Raw genomic sequence first — 17,295 nt, 5'->3', positions numbered from 1 at the left:
GCGAGCGCTGACGCGCGCCGCGGCGCACCTCGCCGAGAGGGCGATGGCGCGGCGCTCGGACCGGCGCGGGCACAGGCCGCCGCGATCGCGGGGAGCGTCCGCTACGATGCCCGCCATGATGCTCCGCCTGATGAAGATGTTCGGCCTCGCGTTCGTGGAGACCACGACCGAACGCGCCCGCCGGGGGCCCGCGCGCCCGAGCTGGGGCTTCGGCTTCGAGTGCGTGGTCCGCTTTCTCCGGCGCGATTTCATCCAGCTCCTCGACCGGCCCTACCCGGAGGTCAGGGCCGAGCTCGACGCGCGCCCGTACTCCCAGAAGGCCGTCCGGCGCGTGAAGCGCACGGTCGACACGTTGAACGGCGTCCCCGCGGTCTGGTTCGAGCCTCCGGGCGCGGCGTCGCGCGGCGTCGTCCTCTACCTCCACGGCGGCTCGTACCTGTACGGCTCCACGAAGACGCACGCGGACCTCATGGCGCGGCTGGCGCTGGCGAGCGGCGCCCGCGTCGTGGGCATCGACTACCGGCTCGCGCCGGAGCACCGCTACCCCGCGCAGCTCGAGGACGCGCTCGCGGCCGTCGACGCGCTGGTCGAGCGCGGCCATGCGCCGGGGGAGATCGCGCTCGCCGGCGACTCCGCGGGCGGCAACCTCGCGCTCGTCACGCAGCTCGCGCTGCGCGACCGCGGCGCGCAGGCGCGCTGCGCCGCGCTCATCTCTCCCTGGCTCGACCTCACCTCGAGCAGCGCCTCGGCGCGCGCGAACGACGCGACCGATTACGGTACCCGGGAGGGTCTCTTGCGCCAGGCGCGCGATTTCGCGGGCGAGACCCCGCTCGACGATCCCCGGCTCTCACCGCTCCACGCGCGCCTCGCCGGGCTGGCCTCGCTGTTCATCCAGGTCGGCGACGCCGAGCGCCTCCACGACGAGGGCCAGGAGCTCGCGCGGCGCGCCCGCGAGGCGGGCGTCGACGTCACGCTCGACGTGCTGCGGGACATGCCCCACAACGGGCCGGTGCTGGCCGACTTCCACCCGGAGGGCGCGCGGGGCGCGGACACGCTGGGCTCGTATCTCCGAGCGAGCCTGTCGCCGGGCGCCCGCGTGGGCGACGCGGCCTGACGCGGAGCTCGCTCCGGGCGCTGCGAGGCGAGGTGGTTGCCGTGAGCGGGCGGCGCGCGTAGGGGATCGCGCCGTGAGGCTCGCCTCGAGGGCCCACGGAGGAGACGATGACCCCTTCCCAGGACCTGGTCGAGCTGGCAGAGCGGCTCGCGGACGCCAGCGGCGCCGTGATCCGGCGCTATTTTCGCAAGGGCATCGAGGCCGACGACAAGGCGGACGCGAGCCCTGTCACGGTCGCCGACCGCGAGGCCGAGGCGGCGATACGCGAGCTCCTCGCCGCGCACGCCCCGGGCCATGGGATCGTGGGAGAGGAGTTCGGCCGCCAGAACGAGGGGGCGGAGCTCGTGTGGGTGCTCGATCCCATCGACGGGACGAAGGCGTTCATCACGGGCAAGCCGCTCTTCGGCACGCTCATCGCGCTGCTGCACCGGGGCCGGCCGGTGCTCGGCGTCATCGATCAGCCCGTCCTCGGCGATCGCTGGCTCGGCGTCCTGGGCCGCCCGACGCTCTGGAACGGCGCGCCGGCGCGCGTCCGCGCGTGCGCGGGGCTGCCGCTCGCGCGCCTCTCCACGACGGGCCCGCAGTACTTCCCGCCGGCGAAGGCCCGCGCCTTCGGGGAGGTCGCGTCCCGGGCCAAGCTCGTGAGCTACGGCGGGGATTGCTACCAGTATGGCCTCGTGGCGAGCGGCAGCATCGACGTGGTCGTCGAGTACGGCCTCAAGCTCCACGATTTCGCGGCGCTCGTCCCGGTGATCACGGGCGCCGGAGGGGTCATGACGGACTGGGAAGGGCGCCCGCTCGACGCCGCGAGCGCCGGTGACGTGGTGGCCGCCGGCGACCCGCGCACCCACGCCGAGGTGCTCGCCGCGCTCCGCGCCGGCGATCCCCGGCACGGCGCGCGCTGACGCGCGCCGACGTCGGAGCGCCGGCGCCTCACGCCCGGAGCCCTCGGAACTGGAGGGTGAGGGAGCTCTTCAGCACGGGATCCAGCGCCGCGCCGAGCGTCACGAAGCCGCTGAGCCAGGACAGGAGCGCCGCGAAGTAGAGAGCGAACACGTTGTGCGCCGCGGCGAGCGGGTCGATGTCGCCCGCGACCTCGCCGCGCGCCTGCGCGTCGCGCACGAGGCCCGCGATGCGGTGCAGGAACGCGAACGTGAGCGCGTTCAGCCGCTCTCCGTTCGGACCCGACGCGCCGGGAAACGCCTTCACGAACGCCTGCGACACGAGCGGCTGCTCGCCGTACATCGCGAACAGCCGCTGGAACACATGGAGCAGCTGAGCGAGCAGGGGCTCTTTGCGCGGCAGCGCCTCGAACGCCGCGTCGACAGCGGCCGCGAGCCGGTCGTGCATCACCATCATGAGCAGGTCGGGCTTGTCGCGCGCGTGGACGAACACCGTCCCGGTCGCGACCTCCGCGCGCTCCGCCACCGCCTTGGTCGTCGTGTCGTCGTACCCGAGCTCCGTGAAGAGCGCCCACGCGGCGTCCCGGATCCGCCGGCGGGTATCGAGCTTCTGCTGGGCGCGCCCGCCGCGCTCGGGCGCCGGCGCGATCGGCGCGGACGCGACCGGAGCTCGCGGCGCCGCGGCTCGCTTCCGGCGTTTCGTCGCGCCTGGAATGACCTTGCTCATCGACCGGGCAATCTGTTGCCGCGGACGCCTCCCCGTCAAGCGGCGATCTACAGCGGCGTTCTCCTTGACAGAACGAACGCGAAGAATGACCATGGTCAGTGACTGAAGTCATCGAACGAGGGTGGTGCCATGGCTCTGGTGCATTACGACGAAGGCCTCACGATGCGGGAGGCGCGCGCGCTCTACTTCGAGGTGAACCGCTTCGGCGCGGACGGCGGGTACGGCGACGCGTGGGTCGACTTCAAGCTCGGTCCGCTCCCCGTCCCGTTCCCGAACACCCGGGCGCGCGTGCGCGCCGTGCGTTACCACGACCTGCACCACGTGCTGACGGGCTACGACACGAACGCGATCGGCGAGTTCGAGATCGCGGCCTGGGAGCTCGGCGCCGGCTGCAAGGGCTTCGTGGCGGCCTGGCAGCTCAACCTGGGCGGCCTCTTCGCGGGGCTGCTCTCGGCCCCGCGCCGGACGGTCCGCGCGTTCTTCCGCGGCCGCCGCAGCGAGAGCCTGTACGGCCGCCCGTTCGAGGAGCTGCTCGATCGGGAGGTCGGCGAGCTGCGCAGGGAGATGCGCGTCGATGAGCGCTCTTCTACTACCGGTTCCAGGCCGGCGGCGCTCGACGTGCTCTGGCTCGCGCTCGCGAGCCTCGCGGGGATGGTGGTCGGCGTCCTCGGGTTCGCGACCGTGCTCTTCGTGGCGCCGATCGGGATCGTGAACCTGGCGCTGCGCCGGCACCGCGCGCGCGGCGCCGCGGAAGCGGGGGCCTGAGCGCGAGGAGCCTGCCGGCGTTCAACCCCCGAGCAGATCACGAGGGCTCAACGAACCCCCAGCACCTTCTCGCATACTCCACGACCACCTTTGCGAGACCATGCTCAATCGATGACACATCCACGCGAACAAAATCGCCCTTGAGAGGCCCACCGGAAGCAAGGACAGTATACGGGCCGTTATCGGACGGACCTCTGCCACCATCAAGCTTGATGAGGACGATCGCCCCGTCGCTGCGCATGCGCTCCAAGATCGGGAGGACCGCATCGATTCCTCTCCACTGCGCTGAAACTGGGCTCAACCCAAGGTGGCTTGCCACCATTGGAATGAGGCTGTAGTCATCTGTGGCCATCACAACCCCTGGGGTGTCGCACGGTGAACTCCTGTCGAGACGCCGTCTCGATAACCTTTACGAATGGGGTTCCGAAGAAGTCTGAACCGCCAACATCGTCGACCAACTCCGAGTACGGTACGCCACCGGGCCCAAGAATGCCTCGCGCACAGCCTCTGTGCGCCCGTCCGGCCGCCGGCCCGCCCCCTGACGAAGCTCGACGCGCCCCCCGGCGCACCCCGCCCCTCCCCCGCCTCCCCTCCCCCAGCTTGACCTGGCCCCCGCGACGCACGAGGATCCGCCTCGTGCCCCAGCGAAAGCGCTACCTCTTCGTCTGCGTCAACCGCCGCCCGGACGGCGTCCCCAAGGGCTCCTGCGCTCAGCGCGGCGCCGAGGGCATCCACGTGCAGCTCAAAGCCGCGCTCGCCGAGCGGGGCCTCGCGAAGGTCGAGGCGCGCGCCTGCTCCGCGAGCTGCCTCGACGTCTGCTGGGCGGGCCCCGTCATCGCCGTGGAGCCGGACGGCTACTTCTACGGCCGCGTGACCCCCGCCGACGTCCCGGAGATCGTCGACGCCCTCGCGTCGGGCCGCCGCGTCGAGCGGCTCGTGCTCCCGCCCGAGGACTTCACGGAGGCGACGGCCGCCCCGCCGCTGCCGGCGCCGCCCCGGGGCGCGCCCCCGCAGGCGTGATGGGCGGAGGCGTGATGCGCGGCTTCGAGTTCTGCGAGACCATGGCCGGGAGCTTCCACCTGGTCGACTCGCCGTCCGACGAGCGGCCCATGTCGTTCACGATCCGCGCGCGCTCGCGCGGCCTCCTCGACTTCCTGCGCAAGCCCGAGGTCGAGATCGAAGGCGAGATCGACGCCGAGGGCTTCGCCGACCACCGCTACCTCTCCGGGCGGCTCGGCCTCGACGTCGTGCGCACCGGCACCCTGCCCTACTCCTTCGAGTTCACCGCCAACGACGGCCGCCGCTGCGCGTTCGCCGGCCGGAAGACCGTGCGCCCCGGCGATCTCATGACGTCGATGACCGTCTTGCCCGGCGTCCTCGTCGGCGACGGCGGCGCGCTGATCGGCGAGGCGCTCCTCCGCTTCGACCTGCGGAGCGACCTGCTCCGGTTCCTGAGGAGCTTCCGCGCCACGAGGTAGCCACCATGCAAAGGATCGAGCCCGCAGACAGCGCGGTCATCGTCGTCGACGTCCAGGAGAAGCTCGCCGGCGCGATGCCGGCGCCCCAGATGGACGCGCTCACCCGCGCGGCCACGGTGCTGATCGAGGCGGCGCGGCGGCTCGGCGCGGCGGTCATCGCCACCGAGCAGTACCCCGCGGGCCTCGGCCCGACCGTCGCGCCCATCGCCGAGCGGCTCGCCCAGGCGGGCGCGCCCGTCCTCCCCAAGATGGAGTTCTCCGCCTGCGGCTCCGCCGAGTTCGAGCGCGCCTTGCGCACGTCGACCGGGCGCGCGCCCCGCGCCGCCATCGTCGTCGGCGTGGAGGCGCACGTCTGCGTCTTCCAGACCGTGCGCGACCTCGCCGCGCGCGGCGTCCTCGTCCAGGTGCCGCTCGACGGCGTCGCCTCCCGGCGCGACGACCACCGGCTCGCCGGCCTCGATCTCTGCCGCGCCGCAGGCGCCACCATCACCACCGCGGAGACCGTCGTCTTCGACTGGCTCAGGATCGCCGGGACGGACGACTTCAAGCAGCTGTCGAAGCTCATCCGCTGACCGGTCCCGCGGTCTTCGCCGGGCGGCGCGCGCGGCCCAGGTCGGCGTGTCAGTTTGTCAGGCGCCGGATCGGACTTTGTCAGACCCGTGCTCTCCTGGACACGCCGCTGGCGCCTGTGACACAGTGGCGCATGGCTGACGATCTGGCACAAGTCCCCCCGAGCGCGCCGCCCGCTGGCCCCGCTGCGCCGCCGCCCGGCGCGCCGACGGTCCTCGTGGTCGACGACGAGCCGTCGAACGTCGCCTCCATCGAGAAGATCTTCCAGCGCGACGGCATGCGCGTCATCACCGCGGACAGCGCGAAGGCGGCGCTGGAGATCGTGCGCAGCCGCCGCGTCGAGGTCGTCCTGACCGACCTGATGATGCCGGGCGTCAGCGGCCTCGAGCTGCTCCGCGCGCTGAAGCAGCTCGCGCCCGACACCGAGGTCGTGATGATGACCGCCTACGGGACCGTCGAGACCGCGGTCCAGGCCATGCGCGAGGGCGCCTACGACTTCGTGGAGAAGCCGCTCAAGCGGATGACGATCATCAAGAGCGTGCGCAAGGCGGCCGAGCGCCAGTCGCTCGTCGCCGAGAACCGCTCGCTCCGGCAGGAGATCAAGCTGCTCACGAAGCGCGAGATCGTCGGATCGAGCCCGACGCTCCGCCGCGTGCTCGACATCGCGACCCAGGCGGCGCCCTCGAGCGCCACGGTGCTCGTGCTCGGGGAGAGCGGCACCGGCAAGGAGCTGCTCGCGCGCTTCATCCACGAGCGCAGCGCGCGATCGCGGGGGCCGTTCGTCGCGGTCAACTGCGCGGCCATCCCGGAGACCATCCTCGAGGCCGAGCTCTTCGGCCACGAGCGCGGCGCGTTCACCGGCGCCCTCGCGAAGCGCGACGGCCGCTTCGCCAAGGCGGCCGGCGGCACGCTGTTCCTCGACGAGATCGGCGAGCTCTCGCCCGCCGTTCAGGTGAAGCTCCTCCGCGTGCTGCAGGAGGGCGAGTACGAGCCCGTCGGCGGCGACACGGTGCGCGCCGACGTGCGCCTGGTCGCGGCCACCAACAAGGACCTGCGCGCCGAGGTCGCCGCCGGCCGCTTCCGCGAGGACCTGTTCTACCGGCTCAACGTGATCGCGATCACGGCGCCCCCGCTCCGGACCCGCCGCGAGGACATCCCGCTCCTCGTCGACCACTTCCTCGGCGTCTACTGCACGAAGAACAACCGCCCCCGCCTGGAGGCGCCGCGCGACGTGCTCGCGCGCCTGACCGACTACACGTGGCCGGGCAACGTCCGCGAGCTCGAGAACGTCATCGAGCGCGCCGTGGTCCTCTGCCGCGGCGACCAGCTCTCCGTCGACGACCTGCCCGACTTCATCCGCGAGGCCGCCCCCGCCGAGCCGAGCTCGCTCACCTTCTCGGTCGGCACGCCCCTCGACGAGGTCGAGCGCAGGCTCATCCGCGAGACGCTCCGCCACGCCCGCGGGGACAAATCCGTGGCCGCGCAGTTGCTCGGCATCTCCACGCGCACCATCTACCGAAAGCTCGGCGAGCTGGAGTGACGCCGCGCGCGCCGTCCCGCGGACACGGCGCGCTCCCGTGCGCCGGCGCCCCGCGAAAATTCATTTGTCACTTTGGCAACGAAGGCCGTCCGACGCGGCTGGGGTGCGTCACCTTGGCGGGACAGCTCCCGAAATTTCGTGAAGACGCGGGAAACCACCGGCGATTGACCGCTGGCATGAAACTCGCCTAGAGGAGGATGGGCGCATGGGCATCGACGCGATCCTGAAGCGGTATTTTCCCTGGGTGCTGGGCGCGCTGATCGCGCTCGCCGCCTACTTCCAGGCGTCGGGCATGGGTCAGCTCGTGGTCTCCAGCGTCGCCATCGACGCCCCGCCGGCGCCGCCGCGCCCTCCGACGCGCCCGGCGTCGTTCGGATCGACCGCGAGCAACACGGACCACACGACGAGCGCCGCGGCGATCCTCTCGCGCAACCCGTTCGACTCGGTGACGGGGCCGCTCGACGGCAAGCCCGTCGAGATCCCGAGCGTCCCGCACGAGCTGCCCAACAAGGACCCGTACGCGGACCCCTCCTGCGACGGCGCCCGCGTCCTGCTCATCACGCAGGCCGACGATCCCGCGTGGTCGTTCGCGGCCATGGCCGGCTCGGACGGCAAGGCGATCTTGCGCCGGCAAGGGGATGAGATCAGCGGGCAGACCGTTTACTACGTGGGGTGGGATCGGGTCTGGCTGACGTCCGGCAGCTCGCGGTGCCAGGCCATCGTGGGCGGCAGCCGCGCCGTCGCCCGCGCCAGCGCCACGCCGGCGCCGGCGCCCGCGACGACGTCGACGAGCGCGGCGTCGAAGCCCGCCGCCCGCGGCGGCAAGAAGATCCCGCCGGAGATCGCCTCGAAGATCCAGCGCGTGAGCGAGAACGAGTTCAACGTGGAGCGCAGCGCCGTCGACCACATCCTGGAGAACCAGGGCGAGCTGATGCGCTCCGCGCGTATCGTCCCCGAGAAGGAGGGAGACAAGGTGGTGGGCATCCGTCTCTTCGGGATTCGCCCGGACTCTCTGCTGGGGACGCTCGGGCTGGAGAACGGAGATCGGCTGTCCAGCATCAACGGGTTTGAGATGAGCGATCCGCAAAAGGCCCTCGAGGCCTACGCGCGGCTCCGGACGGCGGACCGGCTCACGGTGAGCATCAACCGCAAGGGCAAGCCGATGAACATCGACTTCAACATCAAGTGAGCGCTCCGGACTGAATCCAGGGACGAAAGCAGGGTAGCGGCATGGCGCGATGGATAGGGACGCTGAACGAGGGGAGCCTGCTCCGGCGGACGCTGATGGTGATCGGCACGTTCGTCCTCGGCTCGCTCACGTTCGTCGGGGTCATGAGCCTCGTCCTCGTGTCGATCGCCAAGGCCGTCCTGCCGCCCCACGACAAAGAGTCCGCGACGGACGCGACGGAGGAGGCCGACAGCGAGGCCTCCGCCGGCGCGGGCAAGACCGCCCTGGGCAAGACCTCCCGCTCGAAGCGGCCGCGGCCCTCCTCGCCGGCCGCGCGCGAAAGCGCGCAGAACGCTGACTGAGCGGCGCCGCCTCCCCACGACCAACCAACGCAGAGAATATCGAGTCGACTGATGGTGATGACGACCCTCGAGCGATCCTGCTGCCTCCGGAGGAGGCTCCTCGCCGCGCCGGTGGCGGCGCTCGTGCTCGCCGCCGCGGCGCCGCCCGCCGCAGCGCAGCCCGCGAACCGCGGCGCCCCCGTGCTGCGGACCCCCGGCCAGGTCCCGCCGCCCGCCCGCCCCGCGCCGGGCGCGCCGGCCGCAGGCGCTCCGCCAGCTGGCGCGCCGGGCGCAGCCGCGCCGGGCGCCCCGGCCGACGCCGGGGACGACCCGCTCGCCGCGGTCAAGCAAGGGGTCCAGGAGATCGAGTTCAAGCCGAAGCCCGGCGGCTACAAGGTCAGCTTCAACCTCGACGAGGCCGACCTCCCCGAGCTCGTGAAGGCCATCAGCAACATCACCGGGCGCCGCTTCATCTACGGCGGCAAGCTCCGGCAGATCAAGGCCACGGTGTACGCGCCGGAGAAGGTGACCGTCGCCGAGGCGTACAGCGCGTTCCTGGCGATCCTCGCCTCGAACGATCTCACCGTCATCCCCCACGGCCGCTTCCTCAAGATCGTGGAGACGCCGGGCGCGGTGTCCGAGACGACGCCCGTGTTCGGGACCGCCGCGCCCGTGCCCGCGGAGGACCGGTTCGTCACCCGCATGTACCGGCTGTCCCATATCGACGCCAACGAGGCGGGCGGCGTCCTGAGCAAGTTCAAATCGAAGGACGGCGACGTCACCGTCTACCCGCCCGGCAACCTGCTCATCATCACGGACACCGGGACGAACATCCAGCGCATGCTCCGGATCGTCGAGGAGATCGACGTCGGCGGCGCCGGCGATCAGCTCTGGGTGCAGCCCGTTCATTACGGCTCCGCGGCGGAGGTCGCGACCAAGCTGAACGAGATCGTCGACCCGAGCCGGGGCGCGGCGGGCGGCGGCCGGCCCGGCAGGGGCGGCGCCGGCGGCGCCGGCGGCACCGGCGCCCGCATCATCGCGGACGACAGGACCAACTCCCTCATCATCACCGCCACCGAGCCGGACTACCTGCGCGTCCTCGGCATCCTGAAGCGCCTCGACGTGGCGCAGACGGGCGAGGGGCAGGTGCACGTGCTCTCGCTCCAGCACGCCGGCTGCAAGGAGCTGTCGGCGACGCTGAACCAGGTCCTCAGCGGCGGGAGCGGCGGCGGCGCGCCCGTGGGCGGCAGGCCGGGCGCGCGCGCCGCCCCGGCGGTGCCCGGCTCGACCGACGACATCTTCGAGGGGCAGGTCAAGGTCACCTGCGACGAGGCGAGCAACAAGCTCCTCATCACGTCGTCGCCCCACGATTACGCCCAGCTGCGCGCCGTGATCGACGAGCTCGACGAGCCGCGGCGGCAGGTGTTCATCGAGGCCGTGATCATGGACGTGAACGTCAGCCGCTCGCTCGATTTCGGCATCGGCTACCACGCCGGCGCGCCGTTCAACGGCCTGAACCCGGACGACAGCGTCGTCTACGGCGGCAACAACATCCGCCAGTCCGTCATCGGCCTGCCGGCGCAGCTCGGCGCGCTCGCGCTGGGCATCAAGGGCCCCGCGATCACGGGCTCGAACAACATCCTCGGGACGGGCATCTCGATCCCCGCGTTCGGCGTCGTCCTGCACGCGCTGGCCCAGGACGGCGACTCCAACGTCCTCGCGACGCCGCACATCCTCGCGACCGACAACGTGGCGGCCGAGATCTCGATCGGCCAGAACATCCCGCTCCAGACCAACGTGGGCGGCGGCGGGCTCAACCAGCTCGCGAGCCTCGCGGGCGGCGCGGGCGCCGCGGCGGGCGGGCTCGGCGGGCTCGCCGGCCTGCTCGGCGGCCTCGGCGGCGTCGGCGGCACCGCCGCGCGCCAGGACGTCGGCACGAAGATCAAGGTCGTCCCCCACGTCAACGACTCGGACCAGGTGCGGCTGGAGCTCTCCGAGGAGATCTCCGACGCCGGCGCCCCCCTCGAGGGCGCGCTCGGCGCGATCCCCATCAACAAGCGCACCGCGAGCACCACGCTCGTCGTCCGGGACCAGCAGACGGTCGTGATCGGCGGCCTCATGCGCGACGGCATGACCACCTCGGAGACGAAGATCCCCGTGCTGGGCGACATCCCGGTGCTCGGGTTCCTCTTCCGGCAGCGGGTCAAGACCAAGACGAAGACGAACCTCCTCCTCGTGCTGACGCCCTACGTGATCCGCGACCAGGACGACCTCCGGACCATCTTCGAGCGCAAGATGCAGGAGCGGCAGGAGTTCATCGACCGTTACTTCGTCTTCAGCGAGAGCGCCGCATGGGAGCCGCCGCGCGACTTCGGCCGCGCGAACGGGCTCCTCGAGGACATCCGCCAGTCGATGCTGGCCGAGGAGGAGCGGGCGCGCCTCGAGGAGGAGGCGCGCCCGAAGGGGCCGCGCGAGCACGTGCCGGTGGATCCGGTCGGCCTGCCGACGTTCGGCGGCAAGGCCACCGGCGCCGTGCACATGCAGCCCGGCGCGGTCGACATGGAGGGCGAGCCGGCCCAGCTGCCGCCGCCGCCGAACGGCGCCCCGCCGCCGCGGCCCACGCGGCGGCCGCCGGGCGGCGGACGGCAGATGGAGCGCGTGGAATGAGCCTGCAGCAGCAGCAGTACCTCGGCGAGATCCTGATCCGGCGGGGCGTCGTCCCCGCGGAGCGGCTCGCGCCGCTCTACGACACCGTCCGCGAGCGCGGCCAGCCGCTCGCGGACCTCATCGTCTCGTCCAACATCGCCGACGAGGCGAGCATCGCCAAGGCGCTCGCGGAGGAGTGCGAGGTCGGCCTCCTCCCGCGCATCGACATCGACGCGGTGCCGCTCGAGCTCGCGAGCCGGGTGCCCATCACCTACGCCAAGCAGCACAAGATCCTGCCGCTCGCCGAGCACGACGGGGTCGTCTACTGCGCCGTCGCCGACCCCCTCGACACGACGGCGATCGACGACGTGCGGGCGCTGTTCGGCAAGCCCGTCGAGATCGCGGTCGCCACGAGCGACGCGGTGCTGAACGCGATCAACCGCATCTGGGAGCGCAAGGAGGACGGCGGCGCGAAGCTCGAGGGCGACACGGCGCTCGAGGAGGACAACCTCGTCGACATCATCGACTCGGACGACGACGCCCCGATCATCGCCTGGGTCAACGGCCTCTTCGCGCAGGCGGTCCGCGAGCGGGCGAGCGACATCCACATCGAGCCCGAGGAGCGCGACGTCGTCGTCCGCTACCGGATCGACGGCGAGCTCTACGTCGCGAAGCGCGCCTCGAAGCAGTTCATGGCGCCGATCATCGCCCGCGTGAAGATCATGGCGGCGCTCAACATCGCGGAGAAGCGGCTCCCGCAGGACGGCCGCATCACGCTGAAGATCGCGGGCAAGAGCGTCGACATCCGCGTCTCGACCGTGCCGACGAGCCGCGGCTTCGAGCGGATCGTGATGCGCATCCTGCACAAGGCGTCGGTCCTGCTCGGGCTCGACGATCTCGGCTTCGCGCCGCGCGAGTACGCCATCATGGACGCGCTCATCCAGCGGCCGGACGGCATCATCCTCGTCACCGGCCCGACCGGCAGCGGCAAGACGACGACGCTCTACGCCTGCCTCAACCGGATCAACGAGCCCAGCCGGAACATCCTCACGGCCGAGGACCCGGTCGAGTACGAGATCGGCGGCATCCACCAGATCCACGTCCACCCCGGGATCGGGCTCACCTTCGCCTCGGCGCTCCGCGCGTTCCTCCGCCAGGATCCGGACGTGATCATGGTCGGCGAGATCCGCGACAAGGAGACCGCCGAGATCGCCATCCACGCGTCGCTGACCGGCCACCTGGTGCTCTCGACCCTCCACACGAACGACGCGGCCGCCGCCGTGACCCGCCTCGTCGAGATGGAGATCGAGCCGTTCCTCGTGCGGAGCAGCGTGATCGGCATCCTCGCCCAGCGCCTCGTGCGCCTGCTCTGCCCGGCGTGCAAGGTCGCCTACCGGCCCTCCGATTACGAGCTGCAGCAGCTCGGCCTCGACGAGGACCGGCTCGCCTGGAAGGCGCGGCGGAAGCTCTCGAGCCGCTACAGCGTGCACGGACAGAAATACGATTACATCGGTCAGGACATCGACCGGGCCGTGTTCTACAAGCCCGGGGGCTGCGACGCCTGCAACCAGAAGGGCTTCATCGGCCGGCGGGGCATCTATGAGCTGATGGTCGTCGACGACGCGGTGGGCCCGCACATCCTGAAGAGCGCGGACGCGCAGACCATCAAGCGGGTCGCCATCTCCCAGGGGATGGATACGCTCCGGGACGACGGGGCGCGCAAGGTGCTCAAGGGCATCACCACCGTCGAGGAGGTCCTCGCGGCGACGCAGGAAGACGTCATCGTCGACGAGTAGGGAAGGCCGTGGCGGTATTCGAGTACAAAGGCATCCTCGTCGGCACCGGCAAGCCGGTCAAAGGGGTCCGCGACGCGGAGAACGCGAAGGCCCTCCGGGCCGCCCTGCGCAAGGACGGCATCATGCTCACCGGCGCGACCGAGGAGCAGGCCGCGAAGGCGAAGGCGAAGCGCGATCTCAAGATCTTCGCCTTCGCGGGCCGCCCCTCGACGTCGGACGTCGCCGTGATGACCCGCCAGCTCGCGACGCTCATCGGCGCCGGCATCCCGCTCTTCGAGTCGCTCAACGCGCTCATCGAGCAGGTCGAGAAGGAGTCGCTGAAGAAGGTGCTCACGCAGGTGCGCGAGCAGGTGCGCGAAGGCACGAGCTTCGCCAAGGCCCTCGAGGCGCACCCTTCGGTCTTCCCGCCGCTCTACGTGAGCATGGTGCGCGCCGGCGAGGCGTCCGGCACGCTCGAGGGCGTGCTGACCCGCCTGACCGTCTTCATGGAGAACCAGGCGAAGCTCGTGGGCAAGGTGACCGCCGCCCTCGCCTACCCCGCGCTGATGGCGCTCATCGGCATCGGGCTCATCTCGGTCCTCATGGTCGCGGTCGTGCCGAACGTGACCGGCATCTTCGCCTCCATGGACCAGGCGCTGCCCTGGTACACGGCGGCGCTCATCGGCACGTCGGCGTTCGCCTCGAGCTACTGGTGGCTCGTCCTGCTCGCGCTCGTCGGCGCGGTGTACGGGTTCCGCCGCTGGGTGCGGACGCCGAAGGGCCGCCTCGCGTGGGACACGTTCGTGCTGCAGGCGCCCATCTTCGGCAAGCTCATCCAGATGCTGTCCATCGCGCGCTTCTCGCGGACCCTCGCGACCCTGCTGTCGTCGGGCGTCGCGCTCCTCAGCGCGATGGATATCGTGCGGAGCGTGCTCGGCAACGCCGCCCTGGAGAAGGTCATCGTCGACGCCATCGCGTCGATCCGCGAGGGCCAGAGCATCGCCGAGCCGCTGAAGCGGAGCGGCCGGTTCCCGCCGATCGTCACCCACATGATCGCCATCGGCGAGAGGAGCGGGCAGCTGGAGGCGATGCTGGAGAACGTCGCCAACGCCTACGACTCCGCCGTGGAGACCCGGGTCCAGGTGCTCACGAGCCTGCTCGAGCCGCTCATGATCGTCATCATGGGCGGCGCGGTCGCGTTCATCGCGATATCCATCCTCATGCCGCTCATCCAGATGTCGAGCTTCGTCGGGTAGGTGGCTATGGGGCGGCGCAGGCAGCGAGAGAGCACGATCTTCTTCCCCTGGGAGCGCGGCGGCGGGCTCTTCCGGCGGACCGGCATGGCGCGGGCGAGGCCCTTCGCCGCGGGCCTCGCGATGGCGGTCCTCCTGCTGCTCCTCGGCGCGCGCGAGCGGCGGCTCGTGGGAATTCGATCGACCCGCGCCACGTTGTCCGTCGTCCACGGGGCGATCACCCTGTACCGCGCCGATCACGAGCGGCGGTGCCCGGGCTCCCTGGAAGAGCTGAAGCGCGAGGGATACCTCGCGATCGACCCGGTCGACGCGTGGGGCAGGCCGCTCCGGCTCACCTGTCCCGGAAGAAAGGATCCGGACGGATACGATCTCATGAGCGACGGACCGGACGGCGAAATAGGCGGCCTTGACAGGGTGGAGTGAGAGATGGAGACGAACAGAGCAAGCAGCGCAAGAAGGATTCGACGGCTGAGCCGGAGGCTCTCGCGGGGCGTGACCCTGGTCGAGGTGCTCATCGTCGTGACGATCATGGCGATCATCGCCGGCGGCGCCACGCTCGTGGTGTGGCCGAAGCTCAAGCAGTCGCGCGTCAAGAGCGCCTATACCGGGGCGACGATCATCAAGAGCGCCGCCGAGCAGTATCAGCAGCTCGGGGCGGGCAGCGAAGGGTGCCCGACGATCCAGGCGCTGGTCAGCGCGAAGCAGATCGACGGCAACAAGACGGACGATCCCTGGGGCCAGCCCTACAAGATCAGGTGTGACGAGAACAACGACGTCCATGTCATCTCGTCCGGCGACGACAGGAAAGAGAACACCCCGGACGACATCCGGGATGACATGAAGCAGTCGGATCTCAACAAGATCGCGGAGATGTAGCGCCGCGCGGGAGCAGGAGCGCCCATGGCACGCCGTCGCACGAGGGGACTCACGCTGGTCGAGGTGCTGATCACCGTCACGGTGATCGCGCTCATCAGCGGCTCGGTCATGCTCGGCATGGGCGCGGTCACGAGCGCGCGGCTGAAGCGCAGCGCGGCGCTGCTCGCGGGCGCCGTCAGGGTCGCCTACGCCCACGCGAACGCGAAGTCGAAGCCGGTGCGGCTGGTCTTCGATTTCGAGGAGCGGATGATCGTGCTCGAGGAATCCGCGGGTGAGCTGCTCGTCGAGCGGAACGATCGGGCCGGCGGCGCCGCCGCGGCGACGGAGGCCGAGAAGGCGGCCACGGCGGAGGCCGAGGCGATCCTGAAGGGGCCGCGCGCGCCGCGGCCCTCGTTCGAGCCGGCGAAGGCGTACGGCTTCAACCCCGAGAAGGACAGGCCCGGCAAGGAGCTGTCGAGCGGCGTGCGCTTCCTCCAGGTGGAGACCGGACACCAGGACGAGCCCGTGACGGAGGGGCGGGCGTATCTCTACTTCTGGCCCGGAGGCCAGACCGAGCACGCCGCGATCCAGCTCAGCCTGGGCGGCGGGGAGACCGAGGACGCGGTGATGACGGTGCTCGTCTCGCCGCTGACCGGCAAGACGGAGCTCAGGAAGGGCAAGGCGAGCATGCCCAGGCCGCGCGACGACGCCGAGGCGTCGGAGCGCGAGGACACGGGGCTCTGATGCGCGCCCGCGGCTTCACCCTGCTCGAGGTGATGGTGGCGGTCGCCATCCTCGGCCTCGGGCTGACGGCGATCCTCTCCGCGCAGGCGGGCGCCTTCTCGGCCGCGGCGCACGCGCGGAACCTCAGCCTCGCGAACGGGCTCGCGCGCTGCAAGATGACCGAGCTCGAGGAGCGGCTCGCCAAGGACGGCCTGCCGGCGCTCGACGAGGCCGACAGCGGGCCGTGCTGCGAGGGCGACGAGTCGCCGAACATCAAGTGCAGCTGGCGCATCGAGAAGCCCGAGATGCCCGAGCCCAAGTACGGCGATCTGGACCTCGACACCAACCTCGAGGGGCTCGGGGCGCTCGGCAAGCCGGGCGAGTCGAGCGGCACCGCGGCCCCGAGCGGCGACATCAACGATCTCGCGCAGTCGCTGGTCGGCGGCGGCGCGGGGGGCGGCGAGTCGGGCGGCGGGATCTCGGGGATCCTGCAGCCGTTCGTCGACATGCTCGCGCCGACGCTCCAGCCCATCTTCGAGGCGAGCGCGCGGCGGGTGACGGTCAAGCTGACCTGGAAGCAAGGGTCTCGAGAGCACGCGTTCGAGCTCGTGCAGTGGGTGACGATCCCCCAGATGGGCCAGCCCGACGAGGGCGCGGGCGGTCAGGGAGGAGGGAGTTGACCGTGGCGACGCGAAGGCCAAGCTCTCTACGCAGGCGCCGCGGCCGCTCGCGCGCGGTGACCCTCCTCGAGGTCCTCGTCTCGGTCGGCATCCTGGCGCTCATCGGGACGCTCATCTACGGCGCGTTCGACGGCATGAGCCGCGCGCGCTCGGGCATCGCGCGGATGGGCGACCGCTACCACCAGGGCCGCGCGGCGATCGCCCGCATCTCGCGCGAGCTCCAGACGGCCTTCCTGTCCAGGCACCAGCCGGCCGACAAGAACATCGTCGTGCGGCTCACCGCCTTCACGGGGGACGACTCGTCGCCCGCGGACCGCGTCGATTTCACCGCGTTCGCGCACCGGAGGCTCCTCCGGAACGCGCACGAGTCCGATCAGTGCGAGATCGGCTATTTCGGCGCGCGCGACCCGGAGCGCGACAGGCTCGATCTCGTGCGGCGAGAGGCGAGGACCATCGACACCGAGCCGACGAGGGGCGGGGTCGTCAACGTGCTCGCCGAGGACATCGAGAGCTTCAATGTCCAGTACCTCGACCCGATCACCGGGGAGTGGGTCGACTCGTGGGACTCGACGCAGCCGGCGGCGCAGCTCGACCGGCTCCCCTCGCAGGTGTGGGTGACGCTGGTCCTGAACGGCGGGCCTGGCGGGGAGCCGATCAAGTTCGAGTCGAAGGTGCCACTCCCGATGCAGGTCCCCATCGCCTTCGGGAACTCGACGCCATGAGCCGGCCGAGGCGCCGAAGCGAGAGGGAGCGCGCGT

General features: G+C 71.2%; 18 protein-coding genes. 17 read left to right on the top strand and 1 reads right to left on the bottom strand.

Annotated features, from left to right (window positions below; translation table 11 throughout):
* Nucleotides 1-115: 115 nt before the first annotated feature.
* Both WMF34_RS47130 and hisN read left to right on the top strand, forming a co-directional pair.
* Nucleotides 116-1,114, top strand: coding sequence for an alpha/beta hydrolase (locus tag WMF34_RS47130; RefSeq protein WP_437991922.1), 999 nt, complete (start codon nt 116-118; stop codon nt 1,112-1,114).
* A 107-nt stretch (nt 1,115-1,221) separates the two neighbouring features.
* Complete coding sequence (hisN, locus tag WMF34_RS47125; protein ID WP_012241836.1) at nt 1,222-2,019, top strand: histidinol-phosphatase; 798 nt, start codon at nt 1,222-1,224, stop codon at nt 2,017-2,019.
* A gap of 28 nt (nt 2,020-2,047) precedes the next feature.
* Here the strand turns inward: hisN and WMF34_RS47120 are convergent, their stop codons facing one another.
* Nucleotides 2,048-2,743 (bottom strand): TetR/AcrR family transcriptional regulator, encoded by a 696-nt coding sequence (locus tag WMF34_RS47120; protein WP_157907403.1) that lies wholly within the window; start codon nt 2,741-2,743, stop codon nt 2,048-2,050.
* Between the two features lie 129 nt (nt 2,744-2,872).
* On the opposite strand from WMF34_RS47120, the gene WMF34_RS47115 reads away from it, so the two are divergent.
* The 15 genes from WMF34_RS47115 (at nt 2,873) to WMF34_RS47045 (ending at nt 17,259) form a co-directional block, all read left to right on the top strand.
* Nucleotides 2,873-3,508 carry a hypothetical protein gene (locus WMF34_RS47115; protein ID WP_437991921.1) on the top strand — a complete coding sequence of 212 codons (636 nt, stop codon included), beginning with the start codon at nt 2,873-2,875 and terminating at the stop codon, nt 3,506-3,508.
* Between the two features lie 636 nt (nt 3,509-4,144).
* Complete coding sequence (locus WMF34_RS47110) at nt 4,145-4,528, top strand: (2Fe-2S) ferredoxin domain-containing protein (RefSeq protein WP_012241833.1); 384 nt, start codon at nt 4,145-4,147, stop codon at nt 4,526-4,528.
* Between the two features lie 14 nt (nt 4,529-4,542).
* A complete protein-coding gene (locus tag WMF34_RS47105; RefSeq protein WP_012241832.1) occupies nt 4,543-4,986 on the top strand; it encodes a hypothetical protein in 444 nt (147 codons plus the stop codon).
* Between the two features lie 5 nt (nt 4,987-4,991).
* Nucleotides 4,992-5,558, top strand: a complete 567-nt coding sequence (locus WMF34_RS47100; RefSeq protein WP_437991920.1) for an isochorismatase family protein — start codon at nt 4,992-4,994, stop codon at nt 5,556-5,558.
* Between the two features lie 131 nt (nt 5,559-5,689).
* Entirely contained in the window at nt 5,690-7,096 is a 1,407-nt protein-coding gene (locus WMF34_RS47095) for a sigma-54-dependent transcriptional regulator (protein ID WP_012241830.1), read from the top strand.
* A gap of 205 nt (nt 7,097-7,301) precedes the next feature.
* Nucleotides 7,302-8,285, top strand: coding sequence for a type II secretion system protein GspC (gene gspC / locus WMF34_RS47090; protein WP_437991919.1), 984 nt, complete (start codon nt 7,302-7,304; stop codon nt 8,283-8,285).
* A gap of 41 nt (nt 8,286-8,326) precedes the next feature.
* Complete coding sequence (locus tag WMF34_RS47085) at nt 8,327-8,626, top strand: hypothetical protein (RefSeq protein ID WP_437991918.1); 300 nt, start codon at nt 8,327-8,329, stop codon at nt 8,624-8,626.
* Between the two features lie 51 nt (nt 8,627-8,677).
* Nucleotides 8,678-11,272: a type II secretion system secretin GspD gene (gspD, locus tag WMF34_RS47080; RefSeq protein ID WP_012241827.1), complete on the top strand. Its 2,595-nt coding sequence runs from the start codon at nt 8,678-8,680 to the stop codon at nt 11,270-11,272.
* Complete coding sequence (gene gspE / locus WMF34_RS47075) at nt 11,269-13,047, top strand: type II secretion system ATPase GspE (protein WP_437991917.1); 1,779 nt, start codon at nt 11,269-11,271, stop codon at nt 13,045-13,047. The genes gspD and gspE overlap by 4 nt, the downstream gene beginning before the upstream one ends.
* Nucleotides 13,048-13,055: 8 nt before the next feature.
* The gene (gene gspF / locus WMF34_RS47070) at nt 13,056-14,282 is read left to right on the top strand and encodes a type II secretion system inner membrane protein GspF (protein WP_012241825.1); all 1,227 of its coding nucleotides are present in this window, start codon (nt 13,056-13,058) and stop codon (nt 14,280-14,282) included.
* Nucleotides 14,283-14,288: 6 nt separating this feature from the next.
* The gene (locus WMF34_RS47065) at nt 14,289-14,702 is read left to right on the top strand and encodes a type II secretion system protein GspG (RefSeq protein WP_012241824.1); all 414 of its coding nucleotides are present in this window, start codon (nt 14,289-14,291) and stop codon (nt 14,700-14,702) included.
* A gap of 3 nt (nt 14,703-14,705) precedes the next feature.
* Nucleotides 14,706-15,155 (top strand): type II secretion system protein, encoded by a 450-nt coding sequence (locus tag WMF34_RS47060; protein ID WP_269454225.1) that lies wholly within the window; start codon nt 14,706-14,708, stop codon nt 15,153-15,155.
* Nucleotides 15,156-15,179: 24 nt separating this feature from the next.
* Nucleotides 15,180-15,878 (top strand): pilus assembly FimT family protein, encoded by a 699-nt coding sequence (locus WMF34_RS47055; RefSeq protein WP_012241822.1) that lies wholly within the window; start codon nt 15,180-15,182, stop codon nt 15,876-15,878.
* The gene (locus WMF34_RS47050; RefSeq protein ID WP_012241821.1) at nt 15,878-16,537 is read left to right on the top strand and encodes a type IV pilus modification PilV family protein; all 660 of its coding nucleotides are present in this window, start codon (nt 15,878-15,880) and stop codon (nt 16,535-16,537) included. The genes WMF34_RS47055 and WMF34_RS47050 overlap by 1 nt, the downstream gene beginning before the upstream one ends.
* A gap of 56 nt (nt 16,538-16,593) precedes the next feature.
* The gene (locus tag WMF34_RS47045) at nt 16,594-17,259 is read left to right on the top strand and encodes a type II secretion system protein GspJ (protein ID WP_012241820.1); all 666 of its coding nucleotides are present in this window, start codon (nt 16,594-16,596) and stop codon (nt 17,257-17,259) included.
* Nucleotides 17,260-17,295 lie beyond the last annotated feature (36 nt).

This window comes from Sorangium sp. So ce145, from assembly GCF_051525985.1.
GTDB lineage: Bacteria > Myxococcota_A > Polyangia > Polyangiales > Polyangiaceae > Sorangium > Sorangium cellulosum_B.
The sequence above is the reverse complement of the archived record's forward strand: the minus strand, read 5'-3'. Positions and strand labels throughout refer to the sequence as shown.

Coding starts and splice junctions, on each gene's coding strand:
- hisN (WP_012241836.1), top strand. CDS start 1,222: ATGACCCCTTCCCAGGACCTGGTCGAGCTGGCAGAGCGGCTCGCGGAC.
- WMF34_RS47095 (WP_012241830.1), top strand. CDS start 5,690: ATGGCTGACGATCTGGCACAAGTCCCCCCGAGCGCGCCGCCCGCTGGC.
- WMF34_RS47065 (WP_012241824.1), top strand. CDS start 14,289: ATGGGGCGGCGCAGGCAGCGAGAGAGCACGATCTTCTTCCCCTGGGAG.
- WMF34_RS47050 (WP_012241821.1), top strand. CDS start 15,878: ATGCGCGCCCGCGGCTTCACCCTGCTCGAGGTGATGGTGGCGGTCGCC.
- WMF34_RS47085 (WP_437991918.1), top strand. CDS start 8,327: ATGGCGCGATGGATAGGGACGCTGAACGAGGGGAGCCTGCTCCGGCGG.
- WMF34_RS47055 (WP_012241822.1), top strand. CDS start 15,180: ATGGCACGCCGTCGCACGAGGGGACTCACGCTGGTCGAGGTGCTGATC.
- WMF34_RS47115 (WP_437991921.1), top strand. CDS start 2,873: ATGGCTCTGGTGCATTACGACGAAGGCCTCACGATGCGGGAGGCGCGC.
- gspC (WP_437991919.1), top strand. CDS start 7,302: ATGGGCATCGACGCGATCCTGAAGCGGTATTTTCCCTGGGTGCTGGGC.
- WMF34_RS47130 (WP_437991922.1), top strand. CDS start 116: ATGATGCTCCGCCTGATGAAGATGTTCGGCCTCGCGTTCGTGGAGACC.
- WMF34_RS47100 (WP_437991920.1), top strand. CDS start 4,992: ATGCAAAGGATCGAGCCCGCAGACAGCGCGGTCATCGTCGTCGACGTC.
- WMF34_RS47060 (WP_269454225.1), top strand. CDS start 14,706: ATGGAGACGAACAGAGCAAGCAGCGCAAGAAGGATTCGACGGCTGAGC.
- gspD (WP_012241827.1), top strand. CDS start 8,678: ATGGTGATGACGACCCTCGAGCGATCCTGCTGCCTCCGGAGGAGGCTC.
- WMF34_RS47105 (WP_012241832.1), top strand. CDS start 4,543: ATGCGCGGCTTCGAGTTCTGCGAGACCATGGCCGGGAGCTTCCACCTG.
- gspE (WP_437991917.1), top strand. CDS start 11,269: ATGAGCCTGCAGCAGCAGCAGTACCTCGGCGAGATCCTGATCCGGCGG.
- WMF34_RS47120 (WP_157907403.1), bottom strand. CDS start 2,743: ATGAGCAAGGTCATTCCAGGCGCGACGAAACGCCGGAAGCGAGCCGCG.